Annotated in this window: 24 protein-coding genes; 11 read left to right on the forward strand and 13 right to left on the reverse strand. The window is 65.2% G+C overall.

Annotation, left to right across the window (positions count from 1 at the left end; all coding sequences use genetic code 11):
• The first annotated feature begins 2 nt into the window (after positions 1 to 2).
• Positions 3 to 2,483, forward strand: a complete 2,481-nt coding sequence (locus IWW33_RS00830) for an ATP-binding cassette domain-containing protein (RefSeq protein WP_231386137.1) — start codon at positions 3 to 5, stop codon at positions 2,481 to 2,483.
• Positions 2,480 to 3,727: an amidohydrolase family protein gene (locus IWW33_RS00835; protein WP_046785561.1), complete on the forward strand. Its 1,248-nt coding sequence runs from the start codon at positions 2,480 to 2,482 to the stop codon at positions 3,725 to 3,727. Before IWW33_RS00830 ends, IWW33_RS00835 begins: the two co-directional genes overlap by 4 nt.
• On the opposite strand, the gene IWW33_RS00840 is transcribed toward IWW33_RS00835, so the two are convergent.
• Together IWW33_RS00840 and IWW33_RS00845 are read right to left on the reverse strand one after the other, a co-directional pair.
• On the reverse strand, positions 3,696 to 4,391 hold the full coding sequence (locus IWW33_RS00840) for a GntR family transcriptional regulator (protein ID WP_039601266.1): 696 nt from the start codon (positions 4,389 to 4,391) through the stop codon (positions 3,696 to 3,698). The two genes, IWW33_RS00835 and IWW33_RS00840, sit on opposite strands and share 32 nt — an antisense overlap.
• Before the next feature lie 74 nt (positions 4,392 to 4,465).
• Positions 4,466 to 6,007: a gamma-glutamyltransferase gene (locus IWW33_RS00845; protein WP_231386138.1), complete on the reverse strand. Its 1,542-nt coding sequence runs from the start codon at positions 6,005 to 6,007 to the stop codon at positions 4,466 to 4,468.
• 138 nt (positions 6,008 to 6,145) lie between these two features.
• Here IWW33_RS00845 and IWW33_RS00850 point away from each other — a divergent pair, with 138 nt between their 5' ends.
• Complete coding sequence (locus IWW33_RS00850; protein ID WP_012314048.1) at positions 6,146 to 6,394, forward strand: CsbD family protein; 249 nt, start codon at positions 6,146 to 6,148, stop codon at positions 6,392 to 6,394.
• A gap of 95 nt (positions 6,395 to 6,489) precedes the next feature.
• Here the strand turns inward: IWW33_RS00850 and IWW33_RS00855 are convergent, their stop codons facing one another.
• Complete coding sequence (locus IWW33_RS00855) at positions 6,490 to 7,965, reverse strand: helix-turn-helix transcriptional regulator (protein ID WP_174141423.1); 1,476 nt, start codon at positions 7,963 to 7,965, stop codon at positions 6,490 to 6,492.
• Positions 7,966 to 8,160: 195 nt separating this feature from the next.
• Here IWW33_RS00855 and IWW33_RS00860 point away from each other — a divergent pair, with 195 nt between their 5' ends.
• From IWW33_RS00860 to IWW33_RS00870, 3 genes are all read left to right on the forward strand, one after another.
• Complete coding sequence (locus IWW33_RS00860) at positions 8,161 to 9,147, forward strand: hypothetical protein (RefSeq protein ID WP_039601269.1); 987 nt, start codon at positions 8,161 to 8,163, stop codon at positions 9,145 to 9,147.
• 73 nt (positions 9,148 to 9,220) lie between these two features.
• On the forward strand, positions 9,221 to 9,400 hold the full coding sequence (locus tag IWW33_RS00865; RefSeq protein WP_012314045.1) for a CsbD family protein: 180 nt from the start codon (positions 9,221 to 9,223) through the stop codon (positions 9,398 to 9,400).
• Between the two features lie 214 nt (positions 9,401 to 9,614).
• Positions 9,615 to 9,830, forward strand: coding sequence for a TIGR02450 family Trp-rich protein (locus IWW33_RS00870; RefSeq protein WP_012314044.1), 216 nt, complete (start codon positions 9,615 to 9,617; stop codon positions 9,828 to 9,830).
• 51 nt (positions 9,831 to 9,881) lie between these two features.
• Here IWW33_RS00870 and IWW33_RS00875 read toward each other — a convergent pair whose 3' ends face one another.
• Positions 9,882 to 10,652, reverse strand: coding sequence for an IclR family transcriptional regulator (locus IWW33_RS00875; RefSeq protein WP_119688774.1), 771 nt, complete (start codon positions 10,650 to 10,652; stop codon positions 9,882 to 9,884).
• Positions 10,653 to 10,828: 176 nt separating this feature from the next.
• Here IWW33_RS00875 and IWW33_RS00880 point away from each other — a divergent pair, with 176 nt between their 5' ends.
• The 4 genes from IWW33_RS00880 to IWW33_RS00895 are packed head-to-tail and all read left to right on the forward strand — an operon-like array spanning position 10,829 to position 15,394.
• Positions 10,829 to 11,638 carry a shikimate dehydrogenase gene (locus IWW33_RS00880; RefSeq protein ID WP_115275141.1) on the forward strand — a complete coding sequence of 270 codons (810 nt, stop codon included), beginning with the start codon at positions 10,829 to 10,831 and terminating at the stop codon, positions 11,636 to 11,638.
• Between the two features lie 4 nt (positions 11,639 to 11,642).
• Positions 11,643 to 13,376 carry an FAD-dependent oxidoreductase gene (locus IWW33_RS00885; RefSeq protein ID WP_174141421.1) on the forward strand — a complete coding sequence of 578 codons (1,734 nt, stop codon included), beginning with the start codon at positions 11,643 to 11,645 and terminating at the stop codon, positions 13,374 to 13,376.
• Positions 13,361 to 13,681: an NIPSNAP family protein gene (locus tag IWW33_RS00890; RefSeq protein ID WP_115275143.1), complete on the forward strand. Its 321-nt coding sequence runs from the start codon at positions 13,361 to 13,363 to the stop codon at positions 13,679 to 13,681. Before IWW33_RS00885 ends, IWW33_RS00890 begins: the two co-directional genes overlap by 16 nt.
• A 21-nt stretch (positions 13,682 to 13,702) precedes the next feature.
• Positions 13,703 to 15,394, forward strand: a complete 1,692-nt coding sequence (locus tag IWW33_RS00895; protein ID WP_174141420.1) for an FAD-dependent oxidoreductase — start codon at positions 13,703 to 13,705, stop codon at positions 15,392 to 15,394.
• 93 nt (positions 15,395 to 15,487) lie between these two features.
• On the opposite strand, the gene IWW33_RS00900 is transcribed toward IWW33_RS00895, so the two are convergent.
• From IWW33_RS00900 to IWW33_RS00910, 3 genes are all read right to left on the reverse strand, one after another.
• A complete protein-coding gene (locus tag IWW33_RS00900; RefSeq protein ID WP_115275145.1) occupies positions 15,488 to 16,303 on the reverse strand; it encodes a sugar phosphate isomerase/epimerase in 816 nt (271 codons plus the stop codon).
• A 51-nt stretch (positions 16,304 to 16,354) separates the two neighbouring features.
• Positions 16,355 to 17,407 carry a Gfo/Idh/MocA family oxidoreductase gene (locus IWW33_RS00905; protein WP_174141419.1) on the reverse strand — a complete coding sequence of 351 codons (1,053 nt, stop codon included), beginning with the start codon at positions 17,405 to 17,407 and terminating at the stop codon, positions 16,355 to 16,357.
• Positions 17,408 to 17,571: 164 nt separating this feature from the next.
• A complete protein-coding gene (locus IWW33_RS00910; protein WP_012314036.1) occupies positions 17,572 to 18,348 on the reverse strand; it encodes an IclR family transcriptional regulator in 777 nt (258 codons plus the stop codon).
• Positions 18,349 to 18,532: 184 nt separating this feature from the next.
• On the opposite strand from IWW33_RS00910, the gene IWW33_RS00915 reads away from it, so the two are divergent.
• Positions 18,533 to 20,245, forward strand: coding sequence for an FAD-dependent oxidoreductase (locus tag IWW33_RS00915; RefSeq protein ID WP_174141418.1), 1,713 nt, complete (start codon positions 18,533 to 18,535; stop codon positions 20,243 to 20,245).
• Between the two features lie 12 nt (positions 20,246 to 20,257).
• Here IWW33_RS00915 and IWW33_RS00920 read toward each other — a convergent pair whose 3' ends face one another.
• The 6 genes from IWW33_RS00920 to IWW33_RS00945 form a co-directional block, all read right to left on the reverse strand.
• The gene (locus IWW33_RS00920; RefSeq protein ID WP_125922881.1) at positions 20,258 to 21,550 is read right to left on the reverse strand and encodes an OprD family porin; all 1,293 of its coding nucleotides are present in this window, start codon (positions 21,548 to 21,550) and stop codon (positions 20,258 to 20,260) included.
• A gap of 138 nt (positions 21,551 to 21,688) precedes the next feature.
• Positions 21,689 to 23,002, reverse strand: a complete 1,314-nt coding sequence (locus tag IWW33_RS00925) for an MFS transporter (RefSeq protein ID WP_012314033.1) — start codon at positions 23,000 to 23,002, stop codon at positions 21,689 to 21,691.
• Positions 23,003 to 23,211: 209 nt separating this feature from the next.
• Positions 23,212 to 23,853 carry an N-carbamoylsarcosine amidohydrolase gene (locus IWW33_RS00930; protein WP_046785571.1) on the reverse strand — a complete coding sequence of 214 codons (642 nt, stop codon included), beginning with the start codon at positions 23,851 to 23,853 and terminating at the stop codon, positions 23,212 to 23,214.
• A gap of 14 nt (positions 23,854 to 23,867) precedes the next feature.
• Entirely contained in the window at positions 23,868 to 24,620 is a 753-nt protein-coding gene (locus IWW33_RS00935) for an Asp/Glu racemase (protein ID WP_115275151.1), read from the reverse strand.
• A gap of 13 nt (positions 24,621 to 24,633) precedes the next feature.
• Entirely contained in the window at positions 24,634 to 25,440 is an 807-nt protein-coding gene (gene nicD / locus IWW33_RS00940) for an N-formylmaleamate deformylase (protein WP_174141417.1), read from the reverse strand.
• Positions 25,437 to 26,585: an FAD-dependent monooxygenase gene (locus IWW33_RS00945; RefSeq protein WP_012314029.1), complete on the reverse strand. Its 1,149-nt coding sequence runs from the start codon at positions 26,583 to 26,585 to the stop codon at positions 25,437 to 25,439. The genes nicD and IWW33_RS00945 overlap by 4 nt, the downstream gene beginning before the upstream one ends.
• Positions 26,586 to 26,637: the final 52 nt, after the last annotated feature.

Below are 26,637 nucleotides of genomic sequence, written 5' to 3' on the forward strand. Positions count from 1 at the left end.
CCATGCGCGAGCGACTCGCCCCCCTCGGCCTGGCCCTGTTCGGGGTCGCCAGCATTGGCCTGGCACTGGGCCTGGACAGCTACTGGCTATTGATCCTGACCTTGTACGCGCTGGCGGTCACCGTCGGCGTGGGCCTGAACATCCTGATCGGTTTGTCCGGGCAGATGTCCTTCGGCCACATCGCCTTCTATGCCATCGGCGCCTACCTGTCGGCATTGCTGACGCTGGCAGGCCTGCCGCTTTCGGGCGCCCTGCCCCTGGCCGGCCTTGGCTGCGCAGTGCTGGGTGGCTTGCTGGCGATCCCGGCGCTACGAGTCAGCGGGCCTTACCTTGCGATGATCACCATTGCCTTTGCGCTGGTGGTGCACAACGGCCTGATCGAGTGGCGCAGCGTCACCGGTGGGGCCAATGGCCTGATGGGCATCCCGCTGCCTGAACTCGGCACGCTGGACCCGGCGCTACTGCTGGCACTGGCTTCAGTGCTGCTGATGCTGGCCGCACTGGTCTTCTATTGGAGCCTGCAACGCAGCGGCTGGGGCTTGGCAATGCGTGCGGTGAAGGCTTCGGAGATCGCCGCGCGTTCACTGGGGATCAACCCGGTGCAGACGCGGACCCTGGCCTTTGCCCTGTCGGCCGGCCTGGCGGGGGCGGCCGGTGCGCTGGTGGCGCCGGTGCTGATGTTCATCAACCCGGCGGCGTTCCCGTTCTCACAGTCGATCCTGTTCGTCCTGGCGGTGATCGTGGGTGGCGCCGGCATGCTGTTCGGGCCAGTGCTCGGTGCACTGGTGATCGTGCTGCTGCCCGAATTGCTGGCCGACTTTGCCGAATACCGGTTGCTGGCATTTTCGGTTTTGCTGCTGGCAGTACTGTGGGCTGCACCACGCGGTGTGCTGGGCAGCCTGGCCAAGCGCTTCTGGCGGCCGCGACACGAGCCGGTCACGGCACAGCCCGACACGGCGGCGCTGCGGGCGTTCTTCGCCGGTGGTGCGCAGCATGGGCTGAAGGTCGAGGGCATTGGCATCCGTTTTGGCGGTGTCCAGGCCGCGCAGCAGGTCAGCCTGCAGGCTGTGCCTGGCAGCATCACCAGCCTGATCGGGCCCAATGGTGCGGGCAAATCCACGGTGCTCAACCTGATCAGTGGTTTCTACCGCACCGACACCGGCTCGATCCAGCTGGGCGGGGAGCTGGCCGGGCAGCCGGCCTGGCGCATCGCCCGCGCCGGTATCGCCCGTACGTACCAGACCACCCAGCTGTTCGGTGAACTGAGCGTGCTTGAAAACCTGCTGTTGGCCTTCCAGCAAGGGGCCATCGAACGGCCCTGGCCATGCCAGCAAGCCACACGCAAGGCCATGGCCATTGAGTTGCTGGCGCTGGTCGGCTACCGCAGCAACCTGCACGTCACCGCCGATGACCTGCCCCACGTCGACCGCCGCCTGGTCGAGATCGCCCGGGCCCTGGCCAGCCGGCCGCAGGTGCTGCTGCTCGACGAGCCTGCCGCCGGCCTCGGCCGGCAGGACACCGACCGCCTGGCGACGCTGCTGCGACGCCTGGCCGCCTTCAACCTGGCGATCATCCTGGTCGAGCACGACATGCCGCTGGTGATGGCCGTGTCGCAAAGGCTACTGGTGCTCGACGCCGGCAAACCGATCGCCTGGGGCACACCTGAACAGGTGCGCGCTGACCCACGGGTGATTGCCGCGTACCTGGGTGGCACCGAGTACCAGGCCCAGCCGCGCGCGCAGGCCTGGGCAGGCTCGCGTGATGCCGTGCTGCACGTGCGCGACCTGTGCATCGACTATGGCGCGGCGCCAGTGGTCGAAGGCGTCGACCTGGTGGTCAACCCGGGCGAGCTGATCGCCATTCTGGGCGCCAATGGCGCCGGCAAATCGAGCATCCTGCAGGCCCTTGCCGGCCTGCACAGGCCGCGTGGCGGCAGCATCGTGCTGGACAACCGCAGCATCGAAAGCCTGGATGCCAGCCAGATCGCCCGCCTTGGCCTGGCCCTGGTCCCTGAAGGCCGGCAGCTGTTCGGCCAGTTGAGCGTGCGTGAGAACCTGCTGCTGGGGGCCAATGTGCGCCAGGATGCCGTCGATGCCGACGCCGAGATTGCCGCGATCCTCAAACGCTTCCCCCGCCTGCGCGAGCGTATCGACAGCCCGGCCGGGCTGCTCTCGGGCGGTGAGCAGCAGATGGTCGCGATCGGCCGCGGGCTGATGGCCAAGCCGCGCATCCTGCTGCTCGACGAACCGTCCCTGGGCCTCTCCCCGGCGATGATCGGCGAGCTGTACGACGCCCTCGCCGCCCTGCGCGACGAAGGGGTGACGTTACTGCTGGTCGATCAGATGGCCAACCTGGCACTGCAGGTGGCCGACCGTGCCTACGTGCTGGAAACAGGCCGTATCGTCAAACAGGGCAGCGCCGAGCACCTGCGCGGCGACCCACAACTGGAAGCCGCCTACCTGGGCGCAGGAGCCGCCGCATGAACCACCTGGAACTGATCAATGTGCGCCTGGGCGACGGCCCGGCACTGAGCCGCCTGCTGATCGAAGACGGCCGGTTCGTGGCCCGGCTGAGCCGGCCGGCGCCCAAACTCGACCTCGGCGGCCGGCTGGTGTTGCCCGGCCTGATCGAAACCCATATCCACCTGGACAAGGCCTGCATCCTTTCGCGCTGCCAGCTGCGCGAAGGCACGCTGGCCGAAGCCATCGCCCAGACCCGCCTGGCCAAAGCCGATTTCACCGAGGCCGATGTGTACGCGCGCGGCGCGGCAGTGCTGGAGCAAGCCATCGTGCAAGGCACCACGCACATGCGTACCCATGTCGAGATCGACCCCGGCATCGGCCTGACCGGCCTGCGCGCCATCCGTAGGCTGCAGGCTGATTACGCCTGGGCCGTGACCCTGGAGATCTGCGTGTTTCCGCAGGAAGGCATGCTCGACAACCCCGGGACCGAAGCCCTGTTGTGCCAGGCCCTGGACGAAGGCGCCGAAGTGCTGGGCGGCTGCCCTTACACCGACGCCGACCCGCCTGCACAGATCCGCCGGCTGTTCGAACTGGCGGTGGCCTACGATCGCGATCTGGACCTGCACCTGGACTTCGACCTACAGGTCGCCGGCATGACCCTGGGCGAGGTGATCCGCTGCACCCACCAGCATGGCTGGCAGGGCCGGGTCACCGTTGGCCATGTGACCAAGCTCTCGGCACTGCCGCAGGCCGAACTGATGCGTATGGGCCACGCCTTGGCCGAAGCCGGCGTGCAGGTCACCTGCCTGCCGGCCACCGACCTGTTCCTCACCGGCCGTGACCGCTTCCATGACAAGCCCCGGGGGCTGGCACCGCTGGCGCAGTTGCATCAGTGCGGGGTGACCTGTTCGTTGTCGAGCAACAACATCGGCAACCCCTTCACGCCCTACGGCGATGCCTCCCTGGTGCGTCAGGCCAACCTGTACGCCAACGTCGCCCAACTGGGCACGCCGCAGGAACTACTGCTGTGCCTGGGCTGGATCTCACGCCAGTCGGCGCGCCTGCTGCGCCTTGCCGACTATGGCCTGGAACCGGGTTGCCGAGCCGACTTCGTGGTGTTCGATGCACCCTCGCCGGCCGAGGTGATCGGCCGTATCGCCGCGCCGCTGATGGGTTTCAAACAGGGCCGGCAGACCTTCAGCCGGCCACCCGCCGAGCTGTTCCCGGCACAGCTCACAGCCCTGACAGTGCCTGACGCAGGTTGACCTCAGGCGCAGCTACATCCTCGAGGGCCAACTGGCCCTCGAGTTCGTCCAGGTGCGCGATCATTTCGTCCACGGCCGCCTGGGTATTACCGGCGCGCAACGCATCGATGATCGCCTGGTGCTCGTCCGAGGCACAGGGCGGGCTGTCACCACGCTGGTACAGGGCGACGATCAGCGAGCTGCGCACCATCAGGTTACCGAGGATATCGGCCAGCACCTGGTTACCGCTTACCTCCCCCAGCAACAGGTGAAACTCGCTGAGTTCGCGGACGATGGCGCGGCGATCGGTGCTGGCTGTGGCGGCGCGCTCGTTGTGCATGTGCTGTTCGATGCGCACCTGATGCTCGGCGACATGGGCCGGGGTGATGGCCTCGACGATCGCCCGCTCCACGGCGCGGCGTGCGGCGAAGATTTCCCGTGCTTCGCGGGCACTGGGCTGGGCCACGGTGGCGCCGCGGTTGGGCTCGATGTCGACGATGCGCTGCATGGCCAGGCGTTGCAGCGCAGCCTGCACGTGGTTGCGGTTGGCCTGCAGGGTCTCGACGATGTGCGCCTCGACCAGCCGCACGCCAGGGCGCAGGCGATGCTGGGCAATGGCCTTGGCGAGCATCTCGGCGATGCGCTGGACTTCTTGTTGCTTGCTACTGACCGTCTTGCCTTTCATCGAGACCTCTAAACCCTCAAACGCATTGGGCCGGCATTATCCGCCGGGCCAGGCATTGCGGCAATCGGCGCGGTTCAGTCCTGCTGGCCAAGGGCGCTGCCCTGGCTGCGCGGGTCGTAGGCAGCAGTGCGCTGGCCGTCAGGGCCGATGGCGATCACGCCGGCCAGGCCCATCAACGGGCTGAGCGCAGGCGTGGTCTCGACCTGATGGCCCCGGTCGACCAGCCCCTGTACCACCGATTCGCCGATATCGGCCTCCAGCTTGAGGTTGTCGGTGCTGTCGAAGAAGCTGCGCCCAAGCAGAAACCGCGGTGCACGCAACGCCACCTCGGCAGGCTGCTGATAGTCGATCAACTGGGTGGCAAGCACCATCTGCGTCTGAGGTTGGCCGTCACCCCCTTGGGTGCCGAAGAACCAGCGGCGCCCATCATCGGCCAGGTAGGCCGACGGGTTGAGTGTGTGCGCCGGCCGCTTGCCGGGCGCCCAGGCATTGCGGTGCCCCGGCTGGGCGCTGAAACCTGCCGCGCGGTTGTGCCAAAGGATGCCGGTATCGCCCAGGATGCAACCGGAACCGAAATCATGGAACAGGCTTTGGATCAGGCAGGCGCTGCGCCCGGCGCGGTCGGTGGCGGCCATCCACACAGTGTCGGCAGGTTGCCCAGGCTCGCCCCAAGGCGTCGCACGCTGCTCGTCAAGGGTCGCGGCAGGCTGAGCAAGCGCGTGCTCGAAGTCCCAGCCGCTGGCGAGCGGGTCATGCAGTTGAGCGTTGCGCTGCAGCAGGCCCTGCTTGATGGCTTCGACCAACAGGTGGTAGTAGCGCGGCGTGCCGTTTTCGCCCAGGTTCACAGCCTGCAGGGCAGCCATGGCGCGCAGCGTGTACAGGCCTTGGGTGGGTGGCGCGACGTTGTACAGCCGGCCATTGCGATAGCGTATGGAGATAGGCGCCGCCAGGCAGGCCCGGGTGGCGCGCAAGTCTTCGACGCTCAGGCCGCAGCCCAGCGCGTCGAACGCCACACCAAAGGCTTCTGCCAGTTCCCCATGATAGAAGTCGCCTGGGCCACGCCGCGCCAGGTGCTCCAGGCTGTTGGCCAGCGCGGGTTGGCGCAGACGGCCACCCTGGGGCGTACACAATGGCTGCAGGCTGGGCAGTGTCTTGATCAGGCTGGCGCGCTGCCCTTGCCAGAACAGTTGCGAGGGGGATACCTCAACCCCGTCGCGGGCCAACCCTGCGGCGCCAGTCAGCAGGTCGGCCCAGCCCAGCCGCGACCCCCACTGCTCGCTGATTGCCTTGGCCTGCGCCCAACTGGCCATGGCCCCGGCCGTGGTCCCGACGGAGCCAGGCCCGCGCAGGCTGATCGCGCCTGCTGCGGGCAAGCGCATCCCGGCCTGGCCGATCCCGATGATGGTGCGTACCTGATCGTCATGGAGCAACCACAGTGCATCACCGCCCAGGCCCGTCATGTGTGGGTACACCGCCGCCAGCACGGCACTGGCGGTGAGCATTGCATCGATTGCGCTCCCCCCGCCGTCGAGCACCTCCAGGCCCGCCGCGCTTGCCAAGGGGTGCGGGGTGCACAGCACGCCACCGCGGGAGTGGGCGACCAGGGACTCGTTCATTGCTAGCTCCTTTTCTGATATTGCTAGCAATCAGCAAGGATCGTTCCCATTTGCCAAAACCGCTTTGAACTAATCCCCACCCCCCGCTCCCTAACCTTGTGCGTTCCCATTGCCACTCACTAGGAAGGTTTGATCACTATGAAAAGCGAACAAGTTGAAGGTGTTGCACAGAAAGTCGCTGGCAAGGCGCAGAGCGCAGTGGGCCGGCTGTTCGAGGACCCGGCCCTGGAGGCAGAGGGTGATGGCCGCCAGGTCGCAGGCCAACTGACCAAAACCTATGGTGACGCACTGAACAACGTCTCCACCTTCGTTAAAGAGAAGCCCATCACCGCCCTGGCAATCGGCGCCGCGCTCACCCTGGTGGTGAGCCGCCTGCTGCGTCGCTGATAAGCAAAAGGTCGGTCCAAGGGCTTCGAGGCATCTGAAGCCCTTTGGCATCAAGCAGCCTCGGCAAGCGCGAGAGCAGACTGTACCGAGGCGAATCAATGGGTGAACAGCCGTCGTTCGCGCGCCCAGACAATGGCTTCACTGCGGCTGTGAACATCGAGCTTGGAGTACACCGTTGCCACATGGTTGCGCACAGTATTGAGCGCCAGGTTAAGCCGCGTTGCGATTTCCTTGTCGGCAAGGCCTTCACAGATCAGCGCCAGCACATCGCGCTCACGGCGGGTCAGGTCGGTAAACGATGCATCTGGTAAACGCCCTGTGTTGATGCGCTTGGCATTGGCCAGTTTCTCGATCAAGGTCTGGCTGAACCATGACGCATCCTGCATCACCGTTTCTATCGCCTCGACCAACTCCAGCTCAGAACGCTTGCGCTCGGTAATGTCCATCAGTACCAACAGGTAGCACGGGGTGTCCTGCAAGCTGACGGTGTCCGCCTGCAGTACACAGTCGAGCCGGTCATTGCCTTTTTTTCGCAGCTTAAGGTCCAGCCCTTCGATGCGCCCGGTCTTTTCCAGCGCATCGAACACCTGGGTAGCCACACGCCGATCATCCATGAAGTCGATTTCGGCCACTGTCTTGCCTATCAGCTCCTGGGCGGCGTAACCCAAGGTGTCCAGAAAGGCTTCATTGGCATCGATCAGTTGCTGCCTGTCGGCGCTGCACAGCAGGGTGGGCACAGGGCTCAGGCGAAAGGCCTTGGCAAAGCGCTCCTCACTCTGGCGCAGGGCATTTTCCGCCTTGCGCCGGGGCTCCAGGTCGGTGAATGAAAACAGCATGCAATCTTCTTCATGCATGTCCAGCGGTTGCCCGGCAACGATCACCAGTTTGCTGCCACCATCGGGCAAGCGCAGTTCAGCCTGCATCTGCGGGATGGTCGCCCCTTCCATCAGGCGTTCGATAGCCAACTCCTTGCGTTCGGCGTTTTCCAGCACATCCACTTCGTAGACCGAACGGCCAATGACGTTCTCCCGCATATGGCCGGTCATTTCCAGAAAGCCCTGGTTGACCTTGATGAAGCGCAGGTCGCTGAGCCTGCAGATGACTGCAGGGGCCGGGTTGGCATTGAAGGTTTTTTCGAAGCGCTGCTCGGCGCTGGCCCACTCGGTGGCATCGGCCAGGATCAGCACCAGCGATTCGGCCTCGCCCTTGCTGTCTTCCAGCACCATGCTGCGCACGCGGTGCACGCGGCTGCGCGCTTCATCGTCGCCAACAGCCAGCACCTCTACCATCACGTCGCTGAACACCTCCCCCGCAGCCACGCGGGCGATAGGGTACTGCTCGGCTTCAAGGGGGTGATTGTTGCGGTAGCGCAGGGCAAAGCGTTCGCGATAATCCTCAGCGTTGCTGCCCAGTTGCTCCAGGCTGTCGACCCCGTGCATGCGCAAAGCCGCTTCGTTGGCCCAGATGATGGATTGGTCGACCTCCAGCAGGATCACACCATCGGACAGCCCGGCGATGATTTGCTGAAGCTGGCGGCGGTTGGTCTCGCGGGCAAGCACGGCGTCGCTCATAGAGTGTCTCCAATCGGTAGTTCTGCATGGCCTGGAGCTTAAACGCTGCAGGCGGGCCAGGGTTGGTGCGAATGCACTAATCGATCAGGTGCGGATGCGCCAATACAGCCTTGCATGTGACCTGCAAACTGGCCCTGACGTTGCACCTGGCCTGTGTTGCCGGTGCTGCCGGAACTTACCCACGAGGATGCATAGATGACTGAATCGTATGTGACCACCCCAACCAACGCTGTCAGCCCGCTACGGGTATCGTGGAGCGCCGTGTTTGCAGGCGGCGCCATCGCCCTGGCCAGCTACCTGGTACTCAGCGTACTGGGCACGGCCATTGGCGCCGGAGCCATGAACCCGATGGCCGACGGCAATCCGCTGCAGGGCTTTGGGACCGGCGCTGGGGTGTGGCTGTTCATCAGCACCCTGCTCTCGGTCGCAGCCGGTGCCTGGGTCGCCGGGCGTACCGCGCCCACCCGCGGCGGCCTGCATGGCCTGTTGAGCTGGACGGTGACCACCCTGCTGGCTACCTGGTTGCTGGCTTCGTTGGCCGGCACCGTGGTTGGCACTGCCGGCAATATCGCTGGCAAAGGCCTGTCGCTGGCAGCTGACGGTGTCGCCGCCGCCGCACCCAGTGTGAGCCAGGGCATCAAGGAGCAACTGAACAAGAATGGCATCTCGCTGGACTGGGACAACCTGGAAGCGGAGTTGAACAAAACCTTGGCGCAGTCCGGCAAGGCTGAACTGGCCCCTTCGTCCCTGGAGCAGCAGGCCGATCAGGCCCAGGCTCAGGGAGAGTCGGCAGGGCGCGTCGCGGCCGAGGACCCGACCCAGGCCGTCGACCAGCTCAAGCAGTGGTTCGAGCGGGTGCGCAAGGCCGGTGAACCTGCCCTGAGCGCGGCAGACAAGCAAGCTTTGGTCAACATCGTCGCTGCGCGCACCGGCAAGAGCCAGCAGGAGGCCCAGCAGGTGGTCGATAACTACGCCCGTGCCTACCAACAGGCCGCCGAGCAAGTGAAAGTGCTCAAAGAGCAGGCCGAGCAACAGGCTCGCGAAGCCGCCCAGGTAGCCGCCAGCAACGTATCGAAAGCCGCCTGGGGCACCTTGGTAACCCTGCTGATCGGTGCCGCCTTGAGTTTTGGCGTAGGCCGCTTCGCGCTGACGTCTCGCAAGACCCGCGTCGCCACGGTGTGAGTCGCAACGCAAACGCTGTATGAACGCTTCACCCAACCCACGTTTCACTGATGTCTGTTGAAGGAGAACGACCATGAGCAGCACTTCGGACAAAGTAAAAGGCTTGGCCAACGAAGCCGTCGGCAAGGTCAAACAAGCCGTAGGCAAAGCCACTGGCAACACGGAGCTGGAGGTCAAAGGCAAGGTGCAGGAGAAAAAAGGCGAAGCTCAGCAGGTAGTCGCTGATGTCAAGGACGCGGTCAGCAAGGATTGACCATTGCGCTTGAGCCTATACAAACGGTCGCCTGAGGGCGGCCGTTTGCTATTTGGCGGCATACCCTTCTCGGCCAACGGCCGAGCCATGACGCGAGCACTCCATTGCGCACAGCGATCGACCGACCAAATGCTTCCCGTGCAAGTATCATCAGCTACTTGTCTGTTTGTATAACGATCAGCATGCAGGCCGCACTCTCGCCCAAGGAGCAATGATGAACCGCTTCAACCCTGGCAAATTGAAACTCTCGAAATGGACAGCGCGACACCCTGAGAACCGCGAAAAGCACTTTCTGGTGACCGACCTGGAGCTGGATGAAGAGGGGCATGTGCTGCGTGTGGAACTGGAAGCGGTACACAGCAAGCGCAGCCAGTGGCTGGACTGGCGGGTACTGCGCGACCCCGAGGTATGGCTGATGGGCTGGCAGTGAAAACGGCCTGATCCGCTGCGGCCCCGATCGTGCTCAACACACGCTCCCCGGTCAGCCAAATACCGGTTTCAGCAAGGCCTGCGCCTCATAGAGCGGTGGCAGGTAACGCAGCCGTATCTCATCCATGCTCAGCCGCGATGCATGGGTAGTGATGGTCAGTGTCGCCTTGAGCTGCCCCGCCCGGTCCAGTAACGGCACGCCGATTACGCGCATGCCGACTTCGAACTCCTGATCGACGATGCAGTAGCCCTGCTCGCTCACCTGCTGCAACGTCGCGTCCAGCAGCGCCCTGTCGGTCTGGGTGTAGGGCGTCAGCGGGTGTAGCGGGTTACGGGCGAAATAGTCATCGCGCTGCGCTTGGTCCAAAGCCGCCAGCCAGACCCTCCCGCCGGCAGTGCAGTACATCGGCACCCGCGAGCCGGGCCGTATCGACAGTGATGCGATGTGGCTGTAGCGGCTGCGCACCAAGTGGATGATTTCATCATCGTCGCGTGTGCCCACCGAGACATGCTCCTGGGTCTGGCGCGCCACTTGCTCGACGATCGGGCGCAGCATGCGTGGCAACTGCGCCGAGTCCACATAGGCCTGGCCGATACGCAGGGCCTTGGGGGTCAGCCAGTAGTGACGGTTGTCGGTTTCGGCGAAGCCTTCATGCACCAGGGTCAGCAGAAAACGGCGCGCTGCGCTGGGCGTAAGGCCTGCTTGCCTGGCGGCCTGGGGCACTGTCAGGCGTGGCTGCTCGGCGTTGAACAGCTGCATGAGCGCCAGGCCTTTCTGTAAACCGGCAATCAGGTCGCGGGGGTGAGTCTGGGGTTTGTCCATTGGCTGCACTCGTGAGTGGGGAGAATCGTGCCGCTGAGCAGTGCTAAACAGCGCCTATGCTGCGAATATCGCTTTATCAATGCGATTATCGCATCAAACCGTTGGCAAGCGCATTGTGACAACGCCGCTGCCGCATCACCCTGACTTCCATAACAACACCCCAAACGGAAGTCACCATGATCAAAGGTTCGACAGCGCTGGTCGCCATCGTCGGTTCGCCCATCGCCCAGGTGAAATCGCCTGAAAACTTCAACACCTGGTTCAGCAACAATGGCCTTGACCTGGCCATGCTGCCCATCGACTTGCAGCACGCCGCGCTGGACGCTTTTATCGACACCCTGCGCGGCTGGCGCAACCTGCGCGGTTGCGTGGTGACCGTGCCCTACAAGCAGGCATTTGCCACCCGCCTGGACGGCCTGAGCGAACGTGCAGCAGCCCTGGGCTCGGTGAACGTGGTACGGCGCGAAAACGATGGCCGCCTGTATGGCGACAACGTAGACGGCGCAGGTTTTTTGGGCGCAGCACGCAAGCACGGCTTCGACCCTGCGGGCAAGCGAGTGCTGGTCATTGGTTGCGGCGGCGTCGGCAGTGCCATTGCCTACGCACTGGGTGAGGCCGGGGTCGCCCAGGTCACCCTAAGCGACCCGGAAACGTCGCGCGCTGCAGCACTTGCCGAGCTGCTGGGCAAGGCCTTCCCTGGCGTCGGCATCACCACTGCATACAGCGCGCTGGACGCCTTCGACCTGGTGGTCAACGCTTCGCCCGTGGGCATGGGCGGCACGGGCGAGCTGCCGCTGCCCGCTGCCCTGCTGGGCACGCTCAACGCCGCCACGCTGGTGGCCGATGTTGTCACCTCACCGGAGATCACCCCACTGCTGGAGCAGGCGCGCGAACGCGGCTGCGCAGTCCAGACTGGCGCGCAAATGGCCTTTGCGCAGCTTGGCCACCTGGGCGCCTTCATGGGCGTCACGCCACTGGAGATCTGAGACCATGCCCCCTATCGAAAACGCGCAACCGGTGTACGACCTGGTCGTGCTCGGCAGCGGCGCCGGTGGCCTGGCTGCCGCCGCCACGGCATCACGCCTGGGCCTGAAGGTCCTGGTGGTGGAAAAGGCCGAACACTTTGGCGGTACCTCGGCGATCTCCGGCGGAGCAGCATGGTTGTATGGCTCCGATCAGGCGCGCGCCGCCGGTGCCCAGGATTCGCCCGAGGCCGTCAGGACCTACCTGAAAACCATCATCGGTACCGGCTACAACGCCGAACTGGTGGACGCCTTCATCGCGCGCGGGCACCAGGCGCTGCGCTGGCTGGAGCACAACACCGAACTGCGCTACGCACTGCGCCCGCACTCCCCGGACTATTACCCGGACGCACCCGGCGCCACGGCGTTCGGCCGGGCGCTGGAAATGGTCGAGTATGACGGCCGCCGCCTCGGCGCGCGCTTCAAGGACTTGAAGATGCCACCACCGGGCATGCTGTTGTTCGGCGCAATGATGGTCAACCGCGAGGACATTCAGCACTTCCTGAGCCTACGCCGCTCACCCCGGTCACTGTGGCATTGCCTGAAACTGATGGCGCGCTACGCACTGGACCGTGTTCGCCACCACCGTGGCACGCGCCTGACCACGGGGAACGCGCTGGTCGCCCGCCTGGCCAGCACAGCCTTTGCCCACGGCGCGCACCTGTGGTTGCGCAGCGAAGCGCAGGCACTGATCGTCGAGCACGGCACGGTCACCGGCGTGGAAGTACAGCATGAGGGCCGCCGCACCCAGGTCCATGCCCGCGGCGGTGTGGTCTGCGCCATGGGCGGGTTTGCTGCGGGTGCGCTGGCTGCGGCCTACCGGCCGGCCCCTGACGCGCCACACCTCAGCATGTCCCCGCCCAGCAACGACGGTGCTGCTCTGCGCCTTGCCCAGGCGGTGGATGCAGCCCAGGGCGAGGGCCTGGTCGCCAACTTCTTCTGGGCGCCGGTTTCCGAGCGGCGCCATGCCAGTGGTGAGCGCGAGCGCTTCCCGCACCTGGTCACCGACCGCGCCAAGCCAGGGGTCATTGCGCTCGACCCGGCCGGGCGGCGCTTCGTCAACGAATCCAACTCCTATCACCACTTCGTCCAGGCCATGTTCGCCAACGGCATCAGCACCTGCTGGCTGGTCTGTGACGCCCAGGCCATGAACCGTTACGGCCTGGGCCTGGCACGGCCCAAACCGGTGGACAACACGGCCCTGATCGAAGCCGGCTACCTGCACCGCGCCGGCTCAGTGCAAGAGCTGGCCCGGGCCATCGGCGTGGCCACGCAGGTGCTGCAGGAAACACTGGAGCGCTTCAACGCCGACGCCCGCAGCGGCATCGACCGGCAATTTGACAAGGGCGGCAACAGCTACAACCGCTACATGGGCGACCCGCAGCACAAGCCCAACCCGTGCCTGGCGCCACTGGCCAAGGCCCCGTTCTACGCCATCCGTATTCACACCGGCGACCTTGGCTCCGCGCGCGGCCTGGTGACCGACGCCAACGCCAATGTACTCAACCGCGCCGGTGCGCCGATCGTAGGCTTGTATGCCGCCGGCAACGACATGAACGCGTTGATGAATGGCACCTATCCAGGCCCAGGGATCACCCTCGGCCCTGCCCTCACCTTCGGCTGGATCGCTGCCAGCCATATCGCTGAACGCCTGCAAGCCCACAGCCCTGAAATGGAGACGCTCCCATGTACTTCGAAATGAGAACCTACACCCTCGACCCACTGAAAATGGCTGACTGGCTGGCTCTCTACCAAAGCCACGCACTGGCGGTGCAGTGCGAACACCTGGGCAACCTGGTCGGCTTCTTCACCAGCGAATTCGGTGAGGTGAACCAGGTGGTGCACATCTGGGGTTATGCCAGCCTGGACCAACGCAGCGAACGCCGTGCGGCGATGGCCGCAGACCCGCGCTGGGCGGAGTTTTCACGGCGCAACCGTGAACTGGGCGCCGTACTGCGGCTGCAATCACGCCTGCTGCGGCCTACAGGCTTCTCGCCGCTGCAGTGAAAACGGAACCGGAGTGCACCCATGCAACCCCTTGAGTGTGACGTACTTGTCATCGGCTCCGGTGCCAGCGGCCTGGCTGCGGCGGTTACCGCCGCGCACCACGGCCTGAAGGTGATCGTGGCGGAAAAAGCCCCCCGGCTTGGCGGCACCAGCGCCTGGTCGGGCGGATGGCTATGGATACCGCGCAACCCGCTGGCCGTGGCCGAAGGCCTGGTCGAAACCGACGATGCACCAGAGCGCTACCTGCGTGCCCAGACCCGCGTCGCTGAACTGGACGCACGCCAACTGGCGTTCCTGCGCCATGGCCCCGCAATGGTGGCGTTCTTCCAGCAGCACACCCGCGTGAAGTTCCAGTGCGGTACGAAGCTCCCCGACATGCGTGAAGGCGACGGCAGCGCCCACGGCGGGCGAGCACTGTGTGCACTGCCCTATGACGGCCGCCTGCTCGGGCCCTGGATACACAGGCTGCGGCCACCGCTGGACATCGTCAGCCTGGCCGGCATGGGCATCGCCGGTGGCACGGACATGGCGGCTTTCTTCAATGCTCGCCAATCGCCCAGGGCGGCTTGGCATGTGGCCAAACGCCTGTTGCGTCACGGGCGCGACCTGTTGCGGCACCGGCGCGGTCTGCAACTGGTCAACGGCAACGCGCTGGTGGCCGGCCTGCTACGCAGTGCCCTGGACCTGGGCGTCACGCTGCTGACCGACAAAGCGGCCATTGCCTTGCTGGGAGGGGCACGCATCAGCGGCGCGCAGTGTGCCGATGGCCAGCTGATCCAGGCGCGGCGTGGCGTAGTGCTGGCCTGTGGCGGCTTTGCCCATGACCGCCAGCGCATCGCGCAACTGATGCCGCACGCGCCCGACGGGGTTGGCCATTACTCTGCCGCGCCGCCGGAAAACAGCGGCGATGGCCTGCGCCTGGGAGAGCAGGCTGGCGCCCAGGTCGCTACCACCTTGGCCCATGCCGGTGCCTGGGCGCCGGTATCGCAGGTGCCGCGCGGCGATGGCCGCGCTGGGCATTTCCCGCACCTGATCGACCGCGCCAAGCCTGGTTTCATTGCAGTGCGCAGTGACGGCCGACGCTTCGTCAACGAGGCGGACTGCTACCACGACTTCATGAATGCGCTGTTCGCCGCTACGCCAGAGGGCGAGCCTTATGAGGCCTGGTTGATCTGCGACCACGCCGCGCAGCGTCGCTATGGCATCGGCTGGGCCAAACCGTTTCCCTTCCCTGCCCGCTTCTATGAACGGCGTGGCTACCTGTTGCGCGGCAACGACCTGGCGCAACTGGCCGCGCGTTGTGGCATAGATGGCCAGCAATTGCAGGGCACTGTGGCGCGTTTCAATCAGCATGCGGCGCAGGGCGTGGACCCTGACTTTGGCCGCGGCGCCTCGGCGTACAACCGGGCGCAGGGTGAGCCTGAACAGGCGCCGAACCCTTCGCTGCGGCCCCTGCTGCGCGGCCCTTTTTATGCAGTGAAGTTGCTGCCGGGCAGCCTCGGCACCTTTGCCGGGCTGGGCACCGATGCTTCGGCGAGGGTGCTCGATGGTGCAGGGCAAGCCATACCGGGGCTGTTTGCCGTGGGCAATGACATGCACAGCATTATGGGCGGGCACTACCCCAGTGGCGGTATCACACTGGGGCCCGGGATGACCTTTGGGTACCTCGCGGGCCTGGCGCTGTGCGGATCACCGCAGCCCGGACAGGCCTGATCAGCTCCTGCCGGAACCGCGCAGTTCTTGAGGTCTGCGCGTTACCTATGGTAGCCGGCTTGCCGGCGATGGGCCGCAAAGCGGCCCCTTGGCTCAAATCAACGCCAATACCGCCCGGGCCTTCTCCAGCGCCATCCGCGCACGCTGTTCGCCACTGACGCCCTGCTCCAGCAGTTGCCGCGTGGGGATCTCCAGGCTTAACGGAACACTCGCTGGCAACCCGCGCAACAGGCCCGTCAGGTCGGCATCACCCTCCCCCGGAAAACGCCGCTCGTTACGGGCCTGGCGCAAGATTTCATCCATGTCTGCCGGCACCGGCCCAGCCACGTCACACAACTGGGCGTAGCGCATGCGCTGCGGGGCCAGGCGCGCCAGGTCGTCGAGCGACGACCCGGAGCGGTTGAAATGAAAGGCATCCACCAGTACGCAAGCGTTCGGGCGGTCTGCGTTGGCAACGATGCGCATGGCCTGTTGCAGGTCGCGAACGTCGGTCCAGGGCATGAACTCCAGATGCGGGTGAATACCGTAGCCGGCAGCCAGGTCGCACAATTGAGCGAAGCGCTCGGTGAGGCGCGCCTCGCTCGGGTCGTTGCCGGCAACCAGCAGTTCGCTGCCGCCAAGCTCGGCACCGACCGCCAGCATCGGCTCGAAATCGGCCACGCAGGTGTCGGGTTTGAGACGCAGGATTTCCAGGTCCAGGACTTTGATGCCAGTGTCGCGCAGGCGCGCCTGGGTCTGGCGGCGCAGCTCGGCATCGGTAACCAGCGGGAAGTGCTGCTCTTCGCTGGTCGCTGGCAGCAAGCGCAGGCCAACGTGGCTGTAACCGGCACGGGCGGCGGCTTCGACCATTGCCGGGGGTGACAGCTCCAGTACGGTGAGCGCGGCCAGGGAAAAGATTCGATCAGTCATGCGGGTTACCTGCGGGCAAATGGGTACGGGGCGAAAGAACGCTCACGCGGCTCACACGATTGTCTCTGGCGCGCAAGCCCGGCCGGTGGCGGCCGCCTGGCGGATCGCCTCGATCAACGCCAAGGTGCGGCCACCGTCAGCGGCATCGGTCAGTGGCGCTTCCTGCCCACGGGCAACACGGACAAAGTGCTGCAACTGCAGGGTCAATGCCGCCCCCGCCGGGATGCCCGCCTCGCTCTGCAGCAACGGTGTATGCCAACCCGAGTTTGCCTCGGCGTACTGCCAGTGCTTGAGCTGCGGGATGCTCAGCGCTCCCCGGGTGCCGGCCAGCAGGTAGCAGGGTTGGTCTGCCTGGCGTGGATAGACAGGGCTTTCTCCCGAGCTCAGCTCCCAGCTCCACGGCGCTGCCACCGCATCGGAGCCGGTCAGGCTGCCCAGCGCGCCGTTGGCGAACTCCAGCAACACTGCCGCGCTGTCCTCGTTGGCAAAGCCGCGCACCTGGTTACGGGTGAACGCCTGCACCTGTACCACCTCACCGCACAGGTAACGCAGCAGGTCGAGGTCGTGGATCAGGTTGGTCAGCAGGAAACCGGCGCCGGGCTCGCGGCGCCACGGTGTGTCGAAATAGCTGTCGGGCTTTTGCAACTGCCACAGCGCGGTGACGTTGACCAACCGGCCCAAGGCCCCTTCGGCGATCACGCCGCGCGCGCTGGCGATCAGCGGGTTGTGCCGCCGGTGGTGGCCGACCAGCACCGGCACGCCGCAGCGGCGCGACGCCTCCACCAGCGCCCGCACTTCATCCAGGTGCACTCCCACCGGTTTTTCTACCAATACCGGCACGCCGGCTTCGACACAATCGAGGGCGGTGGCCACGTGCAGGTTGTTCGGATTGGCCACGATCACGGCCTCGGGGCGCACAACCTCCAGCATCTGCCGGTGATCGGCGAAATACGCCACCCCGCACTCGGCGGCGAAGGCTTCAGCCTGGGGGCCGGGGTCGGCCACCGCGCACAACTGCGCTTGCGGCACCTGGCTCAGATGCTGGTAATGCTGGCGGCCCATGATGCCGGCGCCAATAAGGGCGATGCGAAGGGGTGCGTTCAACGGGCGGTCCTCTTTTCATTGTTGTTCTGGCAACTTCGGAACCCAGTTCCAAAATCAGCTATCGCTAATTTAGAACTGCGGTCCGCTTTGCAAAAGGACGCTGGGCATAGAGTGGGCGGTAATCGACCGGAAAGTTCAGAGGCAGGCCCGTGCTGCCGTGCATGTCAGGCAAACAACTCACTCGCCTGACTGGCTGCCGACAACTCCTCCACCGCCGCCAACAACAACGGCGCCAGCTCCGGCAGGCGTGCTTGCGAAAGGCGCGCACTGGGCCCGGCAATGCTCAGCACGCCAATGACCTCGTTACCCTGCGGCCGACGCACCACCGCAGCCAGGGCCGAGGTACCGACTGCCGAAGTTTGCTCGACCCAGGCATAACCCCGCTCACGGGCGCCCGCCAGGTAGCTCAGCAACTGTTCAGTGGAGCGCGGCGCGTTGGGGCCGAATTGCTCGGGGTCGGCAATGCCCTGGCGCAGGACCATCTGCAGCGCCTCGTCATCGCTCAGGCTGGCCAGCCAGGCATGCCCGGAGGCGGTATAGAACAGGGGCGCATCGCGGCCCATGTCCGGGTCGTAACGCAAACCGGACCGCGCGCCCTGGGATTTGGCGATCCAGGTCTGGCGGGCACCGTCGATCACGCCCAGGCGTACCAGCTCGCCGCTTTCCTGGGCCAGGCGGTCGAGTATCGGCTGGATGATGTCGGCGCCGCTGCTGGACAGATAGCGAAAGCCCAGCGCCACCAGCTTGGCGGACAACTGGTAGCGGCTGTTGTCACGGTTCTGGCGTACGTAGCCCAGGCGCGCGAGTTCAGCGAGCATGCGATGGGCTGCGCTCTTGGGGATCTGAAGCTGGTCAGCCAGGGTTTGCAGGCCCAGGCCCTGGGGCTCGGCGGCAAGGCTTTCTACAAGACTGAAGGCGCGTTCGATCTGACTACCGGCCATGACAGGGTTTCCTGATAAAGAAGGCAAATTCTGGAAGATGATTCCATATCTCGTTGGCCACCGCAGCTGACCAGCGCTGAAGTGTCCGTTTATCGACCACTACTTGCTGGCGTCACTTGCATCCCGGCGGGTCAACCAAGAAGAATATGGAACCTTGTTCCAATAATAATACCGGAGACCCGCAATGCCCACCGACACCTTGCAAGCCGAATGCGATGTACTGGTCATTGGCTCCGGCGCCGCCGGGCTGGCTGCTGCGGTCACGGCTGCCTGGCATGGGCAGCGGGTTACCCTTGTGGAAAAAGACCCGGTGTTCGGCGGCGCCACGGCCTGGTCCGGCGGCTGGGCCTGGGTGCCGCGCAACCCGCTGGCGCGCCGCGCCGGTATCGAAGAAGACATCGAGCAGCCACGCACTTACCTGCGCAACGAACTGGGCGCGCATTACGATGCGCAGCGCATCGACGCCTTTCTCGAAGCCTGCCCGCACATGGTCGCCTTTTTCGAGAAACACACGGCCCTGCAGTTCGCTGAGGGCAACGCCATCCCCGACATGCACGGCGACACTCCTGGCGCCGCCACCGGTGGGCACCAGGTCATCGCCGCCCCTTATGACGCCCGCGAACTCGGTGCGCTGTTGCCACGCTTGCGCAGGACACTGCGCGAAACCTCGTTCATGGGCATGCCGATCATGGCTGGCGCCGACCTTGCGGCCTTTCTCAACATGACCCGCTCGCCCCGCGCCTTCTGGCATGTGTGCAAGCGCTTCAGTCGCCACCTGTACCACCTTGCCCGCCATGGCCGGGCCATGCACCTGGTCAACGGTGTGGCACTGGTGGCGCGCCTGGCCAAGTCGGCCGAAGACCTGGGCGTGCGCCTGCTTGAGTCTGCGCCAGCCAAACGCCTGCTGATGGAGGACGGCCAGGTGCGTGGCGCGGTGATCGGTACAGCGCAGGGCGACATTACGCTTCGCGCCAAAGCCGTGGTGCTGGCCGCTGGTGGCTTTGCTCACGACCCCGTGCGGCGCCGGCAATTGTTCCCGCGCGATGCCAGTGGCCACGACAACCTCGCACTGCCGCCGCCGTCGTGCTCCGGCGACGGCCTGCGCCTGGGCGAATCAGCCGGCGGCGTGGTAGCCACCGACCTGAAGTCGGCGGTCGCCTGGGCCCCGGTGTCCAAGGTAGCGCACCGTGATGGCAGCGTCGGCCACTTCCCGCACATCATCGAACGCGGCAAGCCGGGCATCATCGGTGTGCTGGCCAACGGCAAGCGCTTCGTCAACGAGGCGCACGGCTACTACGACTATGTCGCCGCCATGCTCGACGCCGTACCGCAAGACGAGCAAGCTTGCTCCTGGCTGATCTGTGACCACCGCTTCCTGCGCCGGTATGGCCTTGGCCACGCCCGCCCCGCCCCGCTGCCGGTGTGGCCACACCTGCGCAGCGGCTACCTCAAGCGCGGTGCCAGCCTGGAACTGCTGGCCCGCGCCTGCGGCATCGACCCTGCGGGGCTGAGTGCCACGGTGGCCGAGTACAACCGCCACGCGCGCCAAGGCCAGGACCCTGAGTTCGGGCGCGGCAGCACCCCGTTCAACCGCAAACAGGGCGACCCCCAACACAAGGGGCCCAACCCCTGCGTCGCGCCGATCGAGCAAGGCCCGTTCTACGCGGTCAAGGTGCAGCCCGGCTGCTTCGGCACCTTCGCCGGCCTGCGCACCGACGGCCACGCACGTGTGCTGGATGAACACGGCCAGCCCATCGGCGGCCTGTATGCAGCGGGCACCGACATGGCCAGCGTGTTCGGCGGCTGGTACCCGTCCGGGGGCATCAACCTGGGCCCGGCGCTGACGTTCGGTTATGTGGCCGGTCGGCATGTCGCCGGGGCCCAGGCGCAGGAGTAAGCCAGCCCGGGGTCAGAACAGCTTTACCGTATAACTGAGGATCAACCGGTTCTCGTCAATGTCCGTGCGGTAGTTCGAGCGGGCCATCACGTTGCGAACCCGCACCCCCAGCCCGGCCAGGGGGCCGCTCTGCACCACATAGGCAAGGTCCAGATCGCGCTCCCGGTCACGCCCCTCGAAGCCCAGGCCGGTCTCCACGTCACGCCCCTTTACATAGCGCAGCGTCGAGGTCAGCCCGGGTATCCCCAGCGCAACGAAGTTGTAATCGTGACGAACCTGCCACGAACGCTCACCGGGCGCTGCGAACTCATAGGTGGGCAGGGTATTGCCCATCGGGTTGGTGTTGGCGCCAACCTGGATGAACCCGTCGTCCCCGCCGATCTGCTGGTACCCCACATAGAAGGTATGCCCACCCGTTTTGGCCGAGAACAGGCTGAACAGTGCATGGTTGTCGTAACGGCCTGCGATCTGCCGGCCATCCTCCTGGGCATCGAAGTAGCCGGCATTCACCCCCAGGGTCCAGTCACCCAAAGGTTCGGCGTGCTTGAGGCTGTAGAACCGCTGCTGGTAGATGTCTTCCAGTTGCGCTTGCCATACGCCGACCTGGGTACGGTTGTCGTTGAACGCATAGTCCGCGCCGACATAATTGAAACGATCACTGGTGAATCGCGCCAACCGTGAAGGGTTGATCGGGTCATTGACCAGGGCATACATCTTCTGGCTGTTGGAGGAGTCGCGCAGGCTGGTGGAGCGAAACTGCCCGGCGCTCAAGGTCAACCCGGCAAACTCGCGGGACTCGAGCATGGCGCCCTGGTAGGTCGGCGGCAGCAGGCGCAGGTCGCTGAACAGCAACACCGGCAGGTTGGGCATCAATTCGCCCACCTTCAGTTCGGTGCGCGACACCTTGAATTTCACCGCCGCGCCAAGGCGGCTGTAATCGTCTGCCGACTGGCCGCTGTCAAGGCTGGGCAACAGCCCTGACCTGGCATGCGCGGGGCTGCTGTCGAGCTTGAAGCCCAGTAGCCCGGTGACGTCCATGCCAACGCCGATGGGGCCTTGGGTGTAGCCAGAGGCGGCATTGAGGATGAAGCCCTGGGCCCACTCCTGGGTGCGCGACTGGGTGCTCGCGCCTTTGATATCGGCATAATCGCGGCTGAAGAAATAATTGCGCGCTTGCAGCGTAGCACTGGCGCCCTCGATGAAACCGGCCTCTTCGGCCGTCGCTTCAGCACAGAGGGCTGCGGCGATACAGCCGCCAGCCAGGCGCGCGGTCGGGGAATGACGCTGTGGCATGTTAACGGGCATTTGAAAACGACTCCTGGATTCGGGCAACAGCTCCCCGCCGCAGTGGCCTTGAGGCCACCCGCGCGGAGTGTTTTTGGAAGGGTCTTCAAGCGGGCTGGCTGGCCCGCTTGCACTGCCGTGACGCGAAGGGTCAGGCCGTTATCGGTTGACCAGCTTGGCCGGCAAGGCGATGACCAGGAAGCAGCTGAGCAGCAAGCAGAGGGCGAACACCCACAGCGCCGCATGGGAGGTGCCGGTCAGGTCGGTGACCATCCCCATCAGCGAGTTGCTCACCAGCCCCGCGATGTTGGCCAGCGAACACGCCAGGGCGAAACCGGTCGCCGCAGCGGTGCCTTTGAGGAAGGTCGCCGGCAGGCTGAAGAACACCGGCACTGCGCCGATGATGGCTGCCGAGGCGATGGCGAACAGCAGCACGGTCATCACCAGGTTCTGGCTGAACAGGGTGCTGCTGGCCATGGCAATTGCACCGATGATGAAGGGCACGATGATGTGCCAGCGGCGTTCGCGATGACGGTCGGAACTGGCCCCGATCATCAACATGCCAAGCAATGCCGCCAGGCTCGGGATCGCCGTGAGCAGGCCGATATGGAAGGTATCGCTGACACCGGCGTCGCGGATGAAGGTGGGCATCCAGAAGCCCATGGCGTAGGCGCTCAGCAGGATCGAGAAATCGATGCCACCGAGCATCCACACTTTCAGGTTGAAGAAACCGTCGCGGAAGCTGTGCTTGCTGCCCTTGCCTTCGGCATCGTCGGCGGCAAGGTCGGCGGCCAGTTGTGCCTTGTCGTCTGCGGACAGCCACTTGGCCTGCTGGAAGTTATTCGGCAATGCCCAGAACGTCAGGATACCGAGCAGCACACTGGGGATCGCCTCCAGCAGGAACAGCCATTGCCAGCCCTGCAGGCCATGCACCTGGTCGAAGTGGCCCATGATCCAGCCCGAGATCGGCCCGCCGATCACACTCGACAGCGGCAGCCCGATCATGAACAGCGCGATGATGCGCCCGCGCCGATAGGTCGGGTACCACATGGTCAGGTAGAACAGCACCCCCGGCAGGAAGCCCGCTTCGGCCGCCCCGAGCAGAAAGCGCAGGACATAGAACTGCGTGGTGGTGGTGACGAACATGGTGCAGGCCGAGAGCAGGCCCCAGGTGATCATGATGCGGGCGATCCACAGCTTGGCGCCGACGCGCTGCAGGACCAGGTTGCTTGGCACCTCGAAGATGATGTAGCCGACGAAGAACAGGCCCGCCCCCAAGCCATAGGCTGCGGTGCTGAACTGCAGGTCTTCGAGCATCTGCAGCTTGGCGAAGCCGACGTTGATGCGGTCCAGGTAGGCCGCAAGGTAGCAGAAGCACAGGAACGGTATGAGCCTCCAGGTGATCCTGCGGTAAAGCGCTTGAGTCGATTGGTCGATGTCGCTGTGGACCGCTGTTGCATTCGCAATTGGCATTTCCTGTCTCCTGGCGGGTGACTTTGTGGTTTTGTTTTCAGGCCAGCAGTTTTCGACGCTCCGGGCGCGCCGCGCACTATACGCGGCGTTTGAGGATGGCGTCACAAGACCCCGGGTGCTCCTGCGGGGTGGCCGCCCGCACAGCGGACGGTCATGCAACGGGCTTCCCGCGCCGTTACTTGATTGTTATGGGTGCAAGGTGTGCGGTTTCAGCTGGCCAGGCGCTGGAGTTGCGCCATGGCTTCCTGCAGGCTGACGACATCGCCGTACTTGCTGTCGATGTCGAACAGGTTTGCTTCGTGCGGCGCGGGGTGGCGATCACCGACGCACTCACGCACCACGATGGTTCGCAAGCCGTGCTGCAGCGCATCCACCGCACTGGCGCGGATGCAGCCACTGGTGGAGCAGCCGGCCAGCACCACGGTGTCGATCCCTTGTGCATGCAGCAGCGGTGCCAGGCTGGTGCCGAAGAACGCGCTGGCGTACTGCTTGGTGAGCACCGGCTCATCAGCCCGTGGCACGACGGCCTCGCAGAACGCCGCCAGCGGGTTGCCTTCGACCATGTCCTTCATTACCGGCGCCTTGCGTACCCACACGCCGCCATCGGCAAAATGCGGGGCCTGGTAGCGGATATTGGTATGGACCACCAGCGTACCGCAGTCCCGGGCCAATGCCAGCAGCACGGCAGCCTGCTCGACCGCCGTCACCACGCCGGGGGCGTAGAGCGGCGCACCGGGGGTGGTGTAGCCCTGCATGAAGTCGATCATCAGCAGGGCTGCCTTGCGCCCGAAGCCGATACGCTGACCCCATACGCCCTGGTAGTTGTCGCTGGCGCTTTGTGCGTCGCTCATGTTCGTCTCCCGATTCAGTAGGCGCCCGACAGCAAGGCGCCAGCGCCCGGAACCACCGGTTCCAGGTCCAGCGCCTTGAGCATGGCGTAGGTGGTGGCGATGGCAGCGGTGACCACCGGTTTGCCGGTTTGCGCCTCGACCTTGGCGACTGCCGGCAGCGACTGCATCTGCACGCAGGCCGAAAGCACCACCACATCGACGCCCTCAAGGTTCATGCCGGCGACGATGCCCGGCAGGTTGGCCGGGTCGTGACGGGCCACGGCGAGGTTGTCGGGGATTTCCAGCGCGCGCCAGTCCTGCACCTCGAAGCCTTCCTCACGGATGTAGTTGACCACCAGTTCGGTCAACGGCTTCATGTAGGGCGCGACGATGGCGATGCGCTTGGCCTTCATCACGTGCAGGGCTTCCACCAGCGCACCGGCACTGGTGATGACCGGCGCCAGTGCGTCGTTGTCGGCAGTGGCTTTTTGCAACCGCTTCTCTGACTGGCGGTGATACCCCAGCCCCATGGCCATGATCGCCACCAGGCAGGCATAGCCGAGCACGTCCACCTTGGCGTCTGACAGTTCCACTGCGCAGCGGTCGGACTCGCCGTCCATCGCCGCCAGTTCTTCCTTCTTCACCTGCTTCATGCGCATGCGGCTGGAGTGGAAGGTGAAGCGCTCCGGGCGGATCGCCTGGCGGGCCAGGAGCATCGCCGGGATCTCGGTTTCCATGGTGGTGTTCGAACTCGGCACGATCTGGCCGATACGGTAGGGCTTGGTCATGTCGCGTGCTCCTTCAGACAAGGGGGTGGCCCAGGAAATCACCGAAGGCGGCAAAGAAGCCTTCGAGGTCATCCCAGGGAATCATGTGGCCGGCGTTGTCGACGTGAGCGACCTGGATGTCCGGCTTGAGCTCACGGATCTCGGCGATGTCCTGGGGCTGGATCACCCCGCCTCGCCCCGCCACCATCAGCAATGCCGGTTGGCGCACGCGGGGCAAGTCCTGGTGGATGTCCACCTGGTGGAAATCGTTGAAGGCACGCACGATCGCAGGCTCGTGGCAGGTGTGCAGCCACTCGGCGCGCAGCGCCAGCTGCTCGTCGGTCCAGGTTGCACAGAAGGCGCGCATGTCGTCACCGCTCATGCCACTGCAGGCCTGCCGGATAGAGTCGACGTACCACGGCAGCTTGCTCGGGTATTCGCGCCGACCCGGCCCGGATACCGGCGGGTCGACCAGCACCAGGCGCTGCAGCCCGGGCGCCCCTTGCGCGGCGGCGCGGATGGCGAAACGCGCGCCCATCGAATGGCCGACCAGGTGGTAGCTGGCCAGGCCCAGCGCCGCTGCGAACGCCGGAATGTCCGCAGCGCAGGCATCGGTGCCATAGTCCAGTGCAGGCTCGCTCGCGGACAGGCCGCGGCCGCGTACATCCAGCACATAGGTGTCGAACTGCTGCCCAAGGCGCTCGGCGACGAAGCCCCAGGTGATCGCCGGGCTGGTGATACCCGGCACCAGGATCAGCGCAGGGCCCTTGCCGCCGTAACGCAGGTAATGCTGACGGATACCGTTGGCGTTGACGTTGCCGCCGGCGACGAAGGTGCTCATGCTGCCTCCCCGCTCTTGAGCGCCTGGCCGTAGAGGTCGTAGCCATAGACCCATGCCGGGTCTTCCTGGGTGTAGAGGAAGGTGTTGGCGTTGGAGACCGCCTGCACCCGCGAAGCGCGTTCCTTGCGGTTAGCCTCGTACAGAGCGAAGGCGGTGCGGTGGTCGGACAGCCCGGTCTCTTCCAGGCAACGGGTGAGCATCGCCGCGTCCTCGATGGCCATGCACGCGCCTTGCGCCATGTGCGGCTTCATCGGGTGGCAGGCATCCCCCAGCAGCACCAGGCGGCCACGGCTCCACAGCGGCAGCGGGTTGCGGTTGCGCAACGGCCACTTGGTGATCGATTCGGTGGCGTCGATCAGCTTTTGCACAGTGGGGTGGTAGCCCTGGAACGCAGCACGCATTTCTTCCTGGCTGCTGTCCACGAACGGGCCCTGGAAGTCCCACGCCTCGTGCGGGACGCCGGTGACGAAGTAGTACTCGTCGCGCTTGCCGGTGGTGTAATAGACCATCATGTGGCGGTCTTCGGTCCACCATTTCACGCAGTCCTCGAACACGTCGGCATGTTGCGCCAGATGCTCGCCGCGGATCAGTGCGCGGTGAGCCACCCAGCCGCTGTAGATCGGCGCTTCGACACCCAGCAGCGCTTCACGGATGCGCGAATGGATGCCGTCGGCACCGATGACGATGTCGGCCACGGTGTGGGTGCCGTCGGCGAAGTCCAGGCGTACCTGATCGCCGTCGTCCAGGATCTTCTCCAGGCGCTTGCCGAAGTGCACGGTGCCCGGCTTGATCGCATCGATCTGCAGGGCGTGCAGGTCGCCACGGTGAATGGTGATGTACGAGGCACCGTATTCACGGCGGGCGTAATCACCCAGCGGGATGCGCGCCAGGTAGTCACCCGTGTTGCCGTCGCGGCTGAACCAGAAATCCGGGTGCGACCCCATCAGCTCCAGCTTCTGCTCCAACCCCATGCGGCGGAATATCTTCATCACGTTAGGGCCGATGTGAATACCCGCGCCAAGGCGGGTGAACTCCGGTGCCTGCTCGTACACGTCGACCTCAAAGCCGGCCTGCTGCAACAAAGTGGCGGCGGCTGCCCCGCCCAATCCTGCACCGACGATTGCGATTTTCTGCCTGCCCCGCATAGGTATGTCCCCTCTTGTTCTGTGATGTAGTCAGCCGAACCGCCTGACGAAT

The sequence above is a fragment of the Pseudomonas sp. M2 genome (assembly GCF_015751845.1).
Taxonomy (GTDB): Bacteria; Pseudomonadota; Gammaproteobacteria; order Pseudomonadales; family Pseudomonadaceae; genus Aquipseudomonas; species Aquipseudomonas putida_E.

Bases quoted from the DNA above. Each gene is read 5' to 3' on its own strand.
- IWW33_RS00885 (WP_174141421.1), top strand. From the start codon at position 11,643: ATGCCCCCTATCGAAAACGCGCAACCGGTGTACGACCTGGTCGTGCTC.
- IWW33_RS00915 (WP_174141418.1), top strand. From the start codon at position 18,533: ATGCCCACCGACACCTTGCAAGCCGAATGCGATGTACTGGTCATTGGC.
- IWW33_RS00945 (WP_012314029.1), bottom strand. From the start codon at position 26,585: ATGCGGGGCAGGCAGAAAATCGCAATCGTCGGTGCAGGATTGGGCGGG.
- IWW33_RS00830 (WP_231386137.1), top strand. From the start codon at position 3: ATGCGCGAGCGACTCGCCCCCCTCGGCCTGGCCCTGTTCGGGGTCGCC.
- IWW33_RS00865 (WP_012314045.1), top strand. From the start codon at position 9,221: ATGAGCAGCACTTCGGACAAAGTAAAAGGCTTGGCCAACGAAGCCGTC.
- IWW33_RS00920 (WP_125922881.1), bottom strand. From the start codon at position 21,550: ATGCCCGTTAACATGCCACAGCGTCATTCCCCGACCGCGCGCCTGGCT.
- IWW33_RS00870 (WP_012314044.1), top strand. From the start codon at position 9,615: ATGAACCGCTTCAACCCTGGCAAATTGAAACTCTCGAAATGGACAGCG.
- IWW33_RS00860 (WP_039601269.1), top strand. From the start codon at position 8,161: ATGACTGAATCGTATGTGACCACCCCAACCAACGCTGTCAGCCCGCTA.
- IWW33_RS00835 (WP_046785561.1), top strand. From the start codon at position 2,480: ATGAACCACCTGGAACTGATCAATGTGCGCCTGGGCGACGGCCCGGCA.
- IWW33_RS00845 (WP_231386138.1), bottom strand. From the start codon at position 6,007: ATGAACGAGTCCCTGGTCGCCCACTCCCGCGGTGGCGTGCTGTGCACC.
- nicD (WP_174141417.1), bottom strand. From the start codon at position 25,440: ATGAGCACCTTCGTCGCCGGCGGCAACGTCAACGCCAACGGTATCCGT.
- IWW33_RS00895 (WP_174141420.1), top strand. From the start codon at position 13,703: ATGCAACCCCTTGAGTGTGACGTACTTGTCATCGGCTCCGGTGCCAGC.
- IWW33_RS00855 (WP_174141423.1), bottom strand. From the start codon at position 7,965: ATGAGCGACGCCGTGCTTGCCCGCGAGACCAACCGCCGCCAGCTTCAG.
- IWW33_RS00925 (WP_012314033.1), bottom strand. From the start codon at position 23,002: ATGCCAATTGCGAATGCAACAGCGGTCCACAGCGACATCGACCAATCG.
- IWW33_RS00935 (WP_115275151.1), bottom strand. From the start codon at position 24,620: ATGACCAAGCCCTACCGTATCGGCCAGATCGTGCCGAGTTCGAACACC.
- IWW33_RS00840 (WP_039601266.1), bottom strand. From the start codon at position 4,391: ATGAAAGGCAAGACGGTCAGTAGCAAGCAACAAGAAGTCCAGCGCATC.
- IWW33_RS00875 (WP_119688774.1), bottom strand. From the start codon at position 10,652: ATGGACAAACCCCAGACTCACCCCCGCGACCTGATTGCCGGTTTACAG.
- IWW33_RS00850 (WP_012314048.1), top strand. From the start codon at position 6,146: ATGAAAAGCGAACAAGTTGAAGGTGTTGCACAGAAAGTCGCTGGCAAG.
- IWW33_RS00930 (WP_046785571.1), bottom strand. From the start codon at position 23,853: ATGAGCGACGCACAAAGCGCCAGCGACAACTACCAGGGCGTATGGGGT.
- IWW33_RS00880 (WP_115275141.1), top strand. From the start codon at position 10,829: ATGATCAAAGGTTCGACAGCGCTGGTCGCCATCGTCGGTTCGCCCATC.
- IWW33_RS00910 (WP_012314036.1), bottom strand. From the start codon at position 18,348: ATGGCCGGTAGTCAGATCGAACGCGCCTTCAGTCTTGTAGAAAGCCTT.
- IWW33_RS00900 (WP_115275145.1), bottom strand. From the start codon at position 16,303: ATGACTGATCGAATCTTTTCCCTGGCCGCGCTCACCGTACTGGAGCTG.
- IWW33_RS00890 (WP_115275143.1), top strand. From the start codon at position 13,361: ATGTACTTCGAAATGAGAACCTACACCCTCGACCCACTGAAAATGGCT.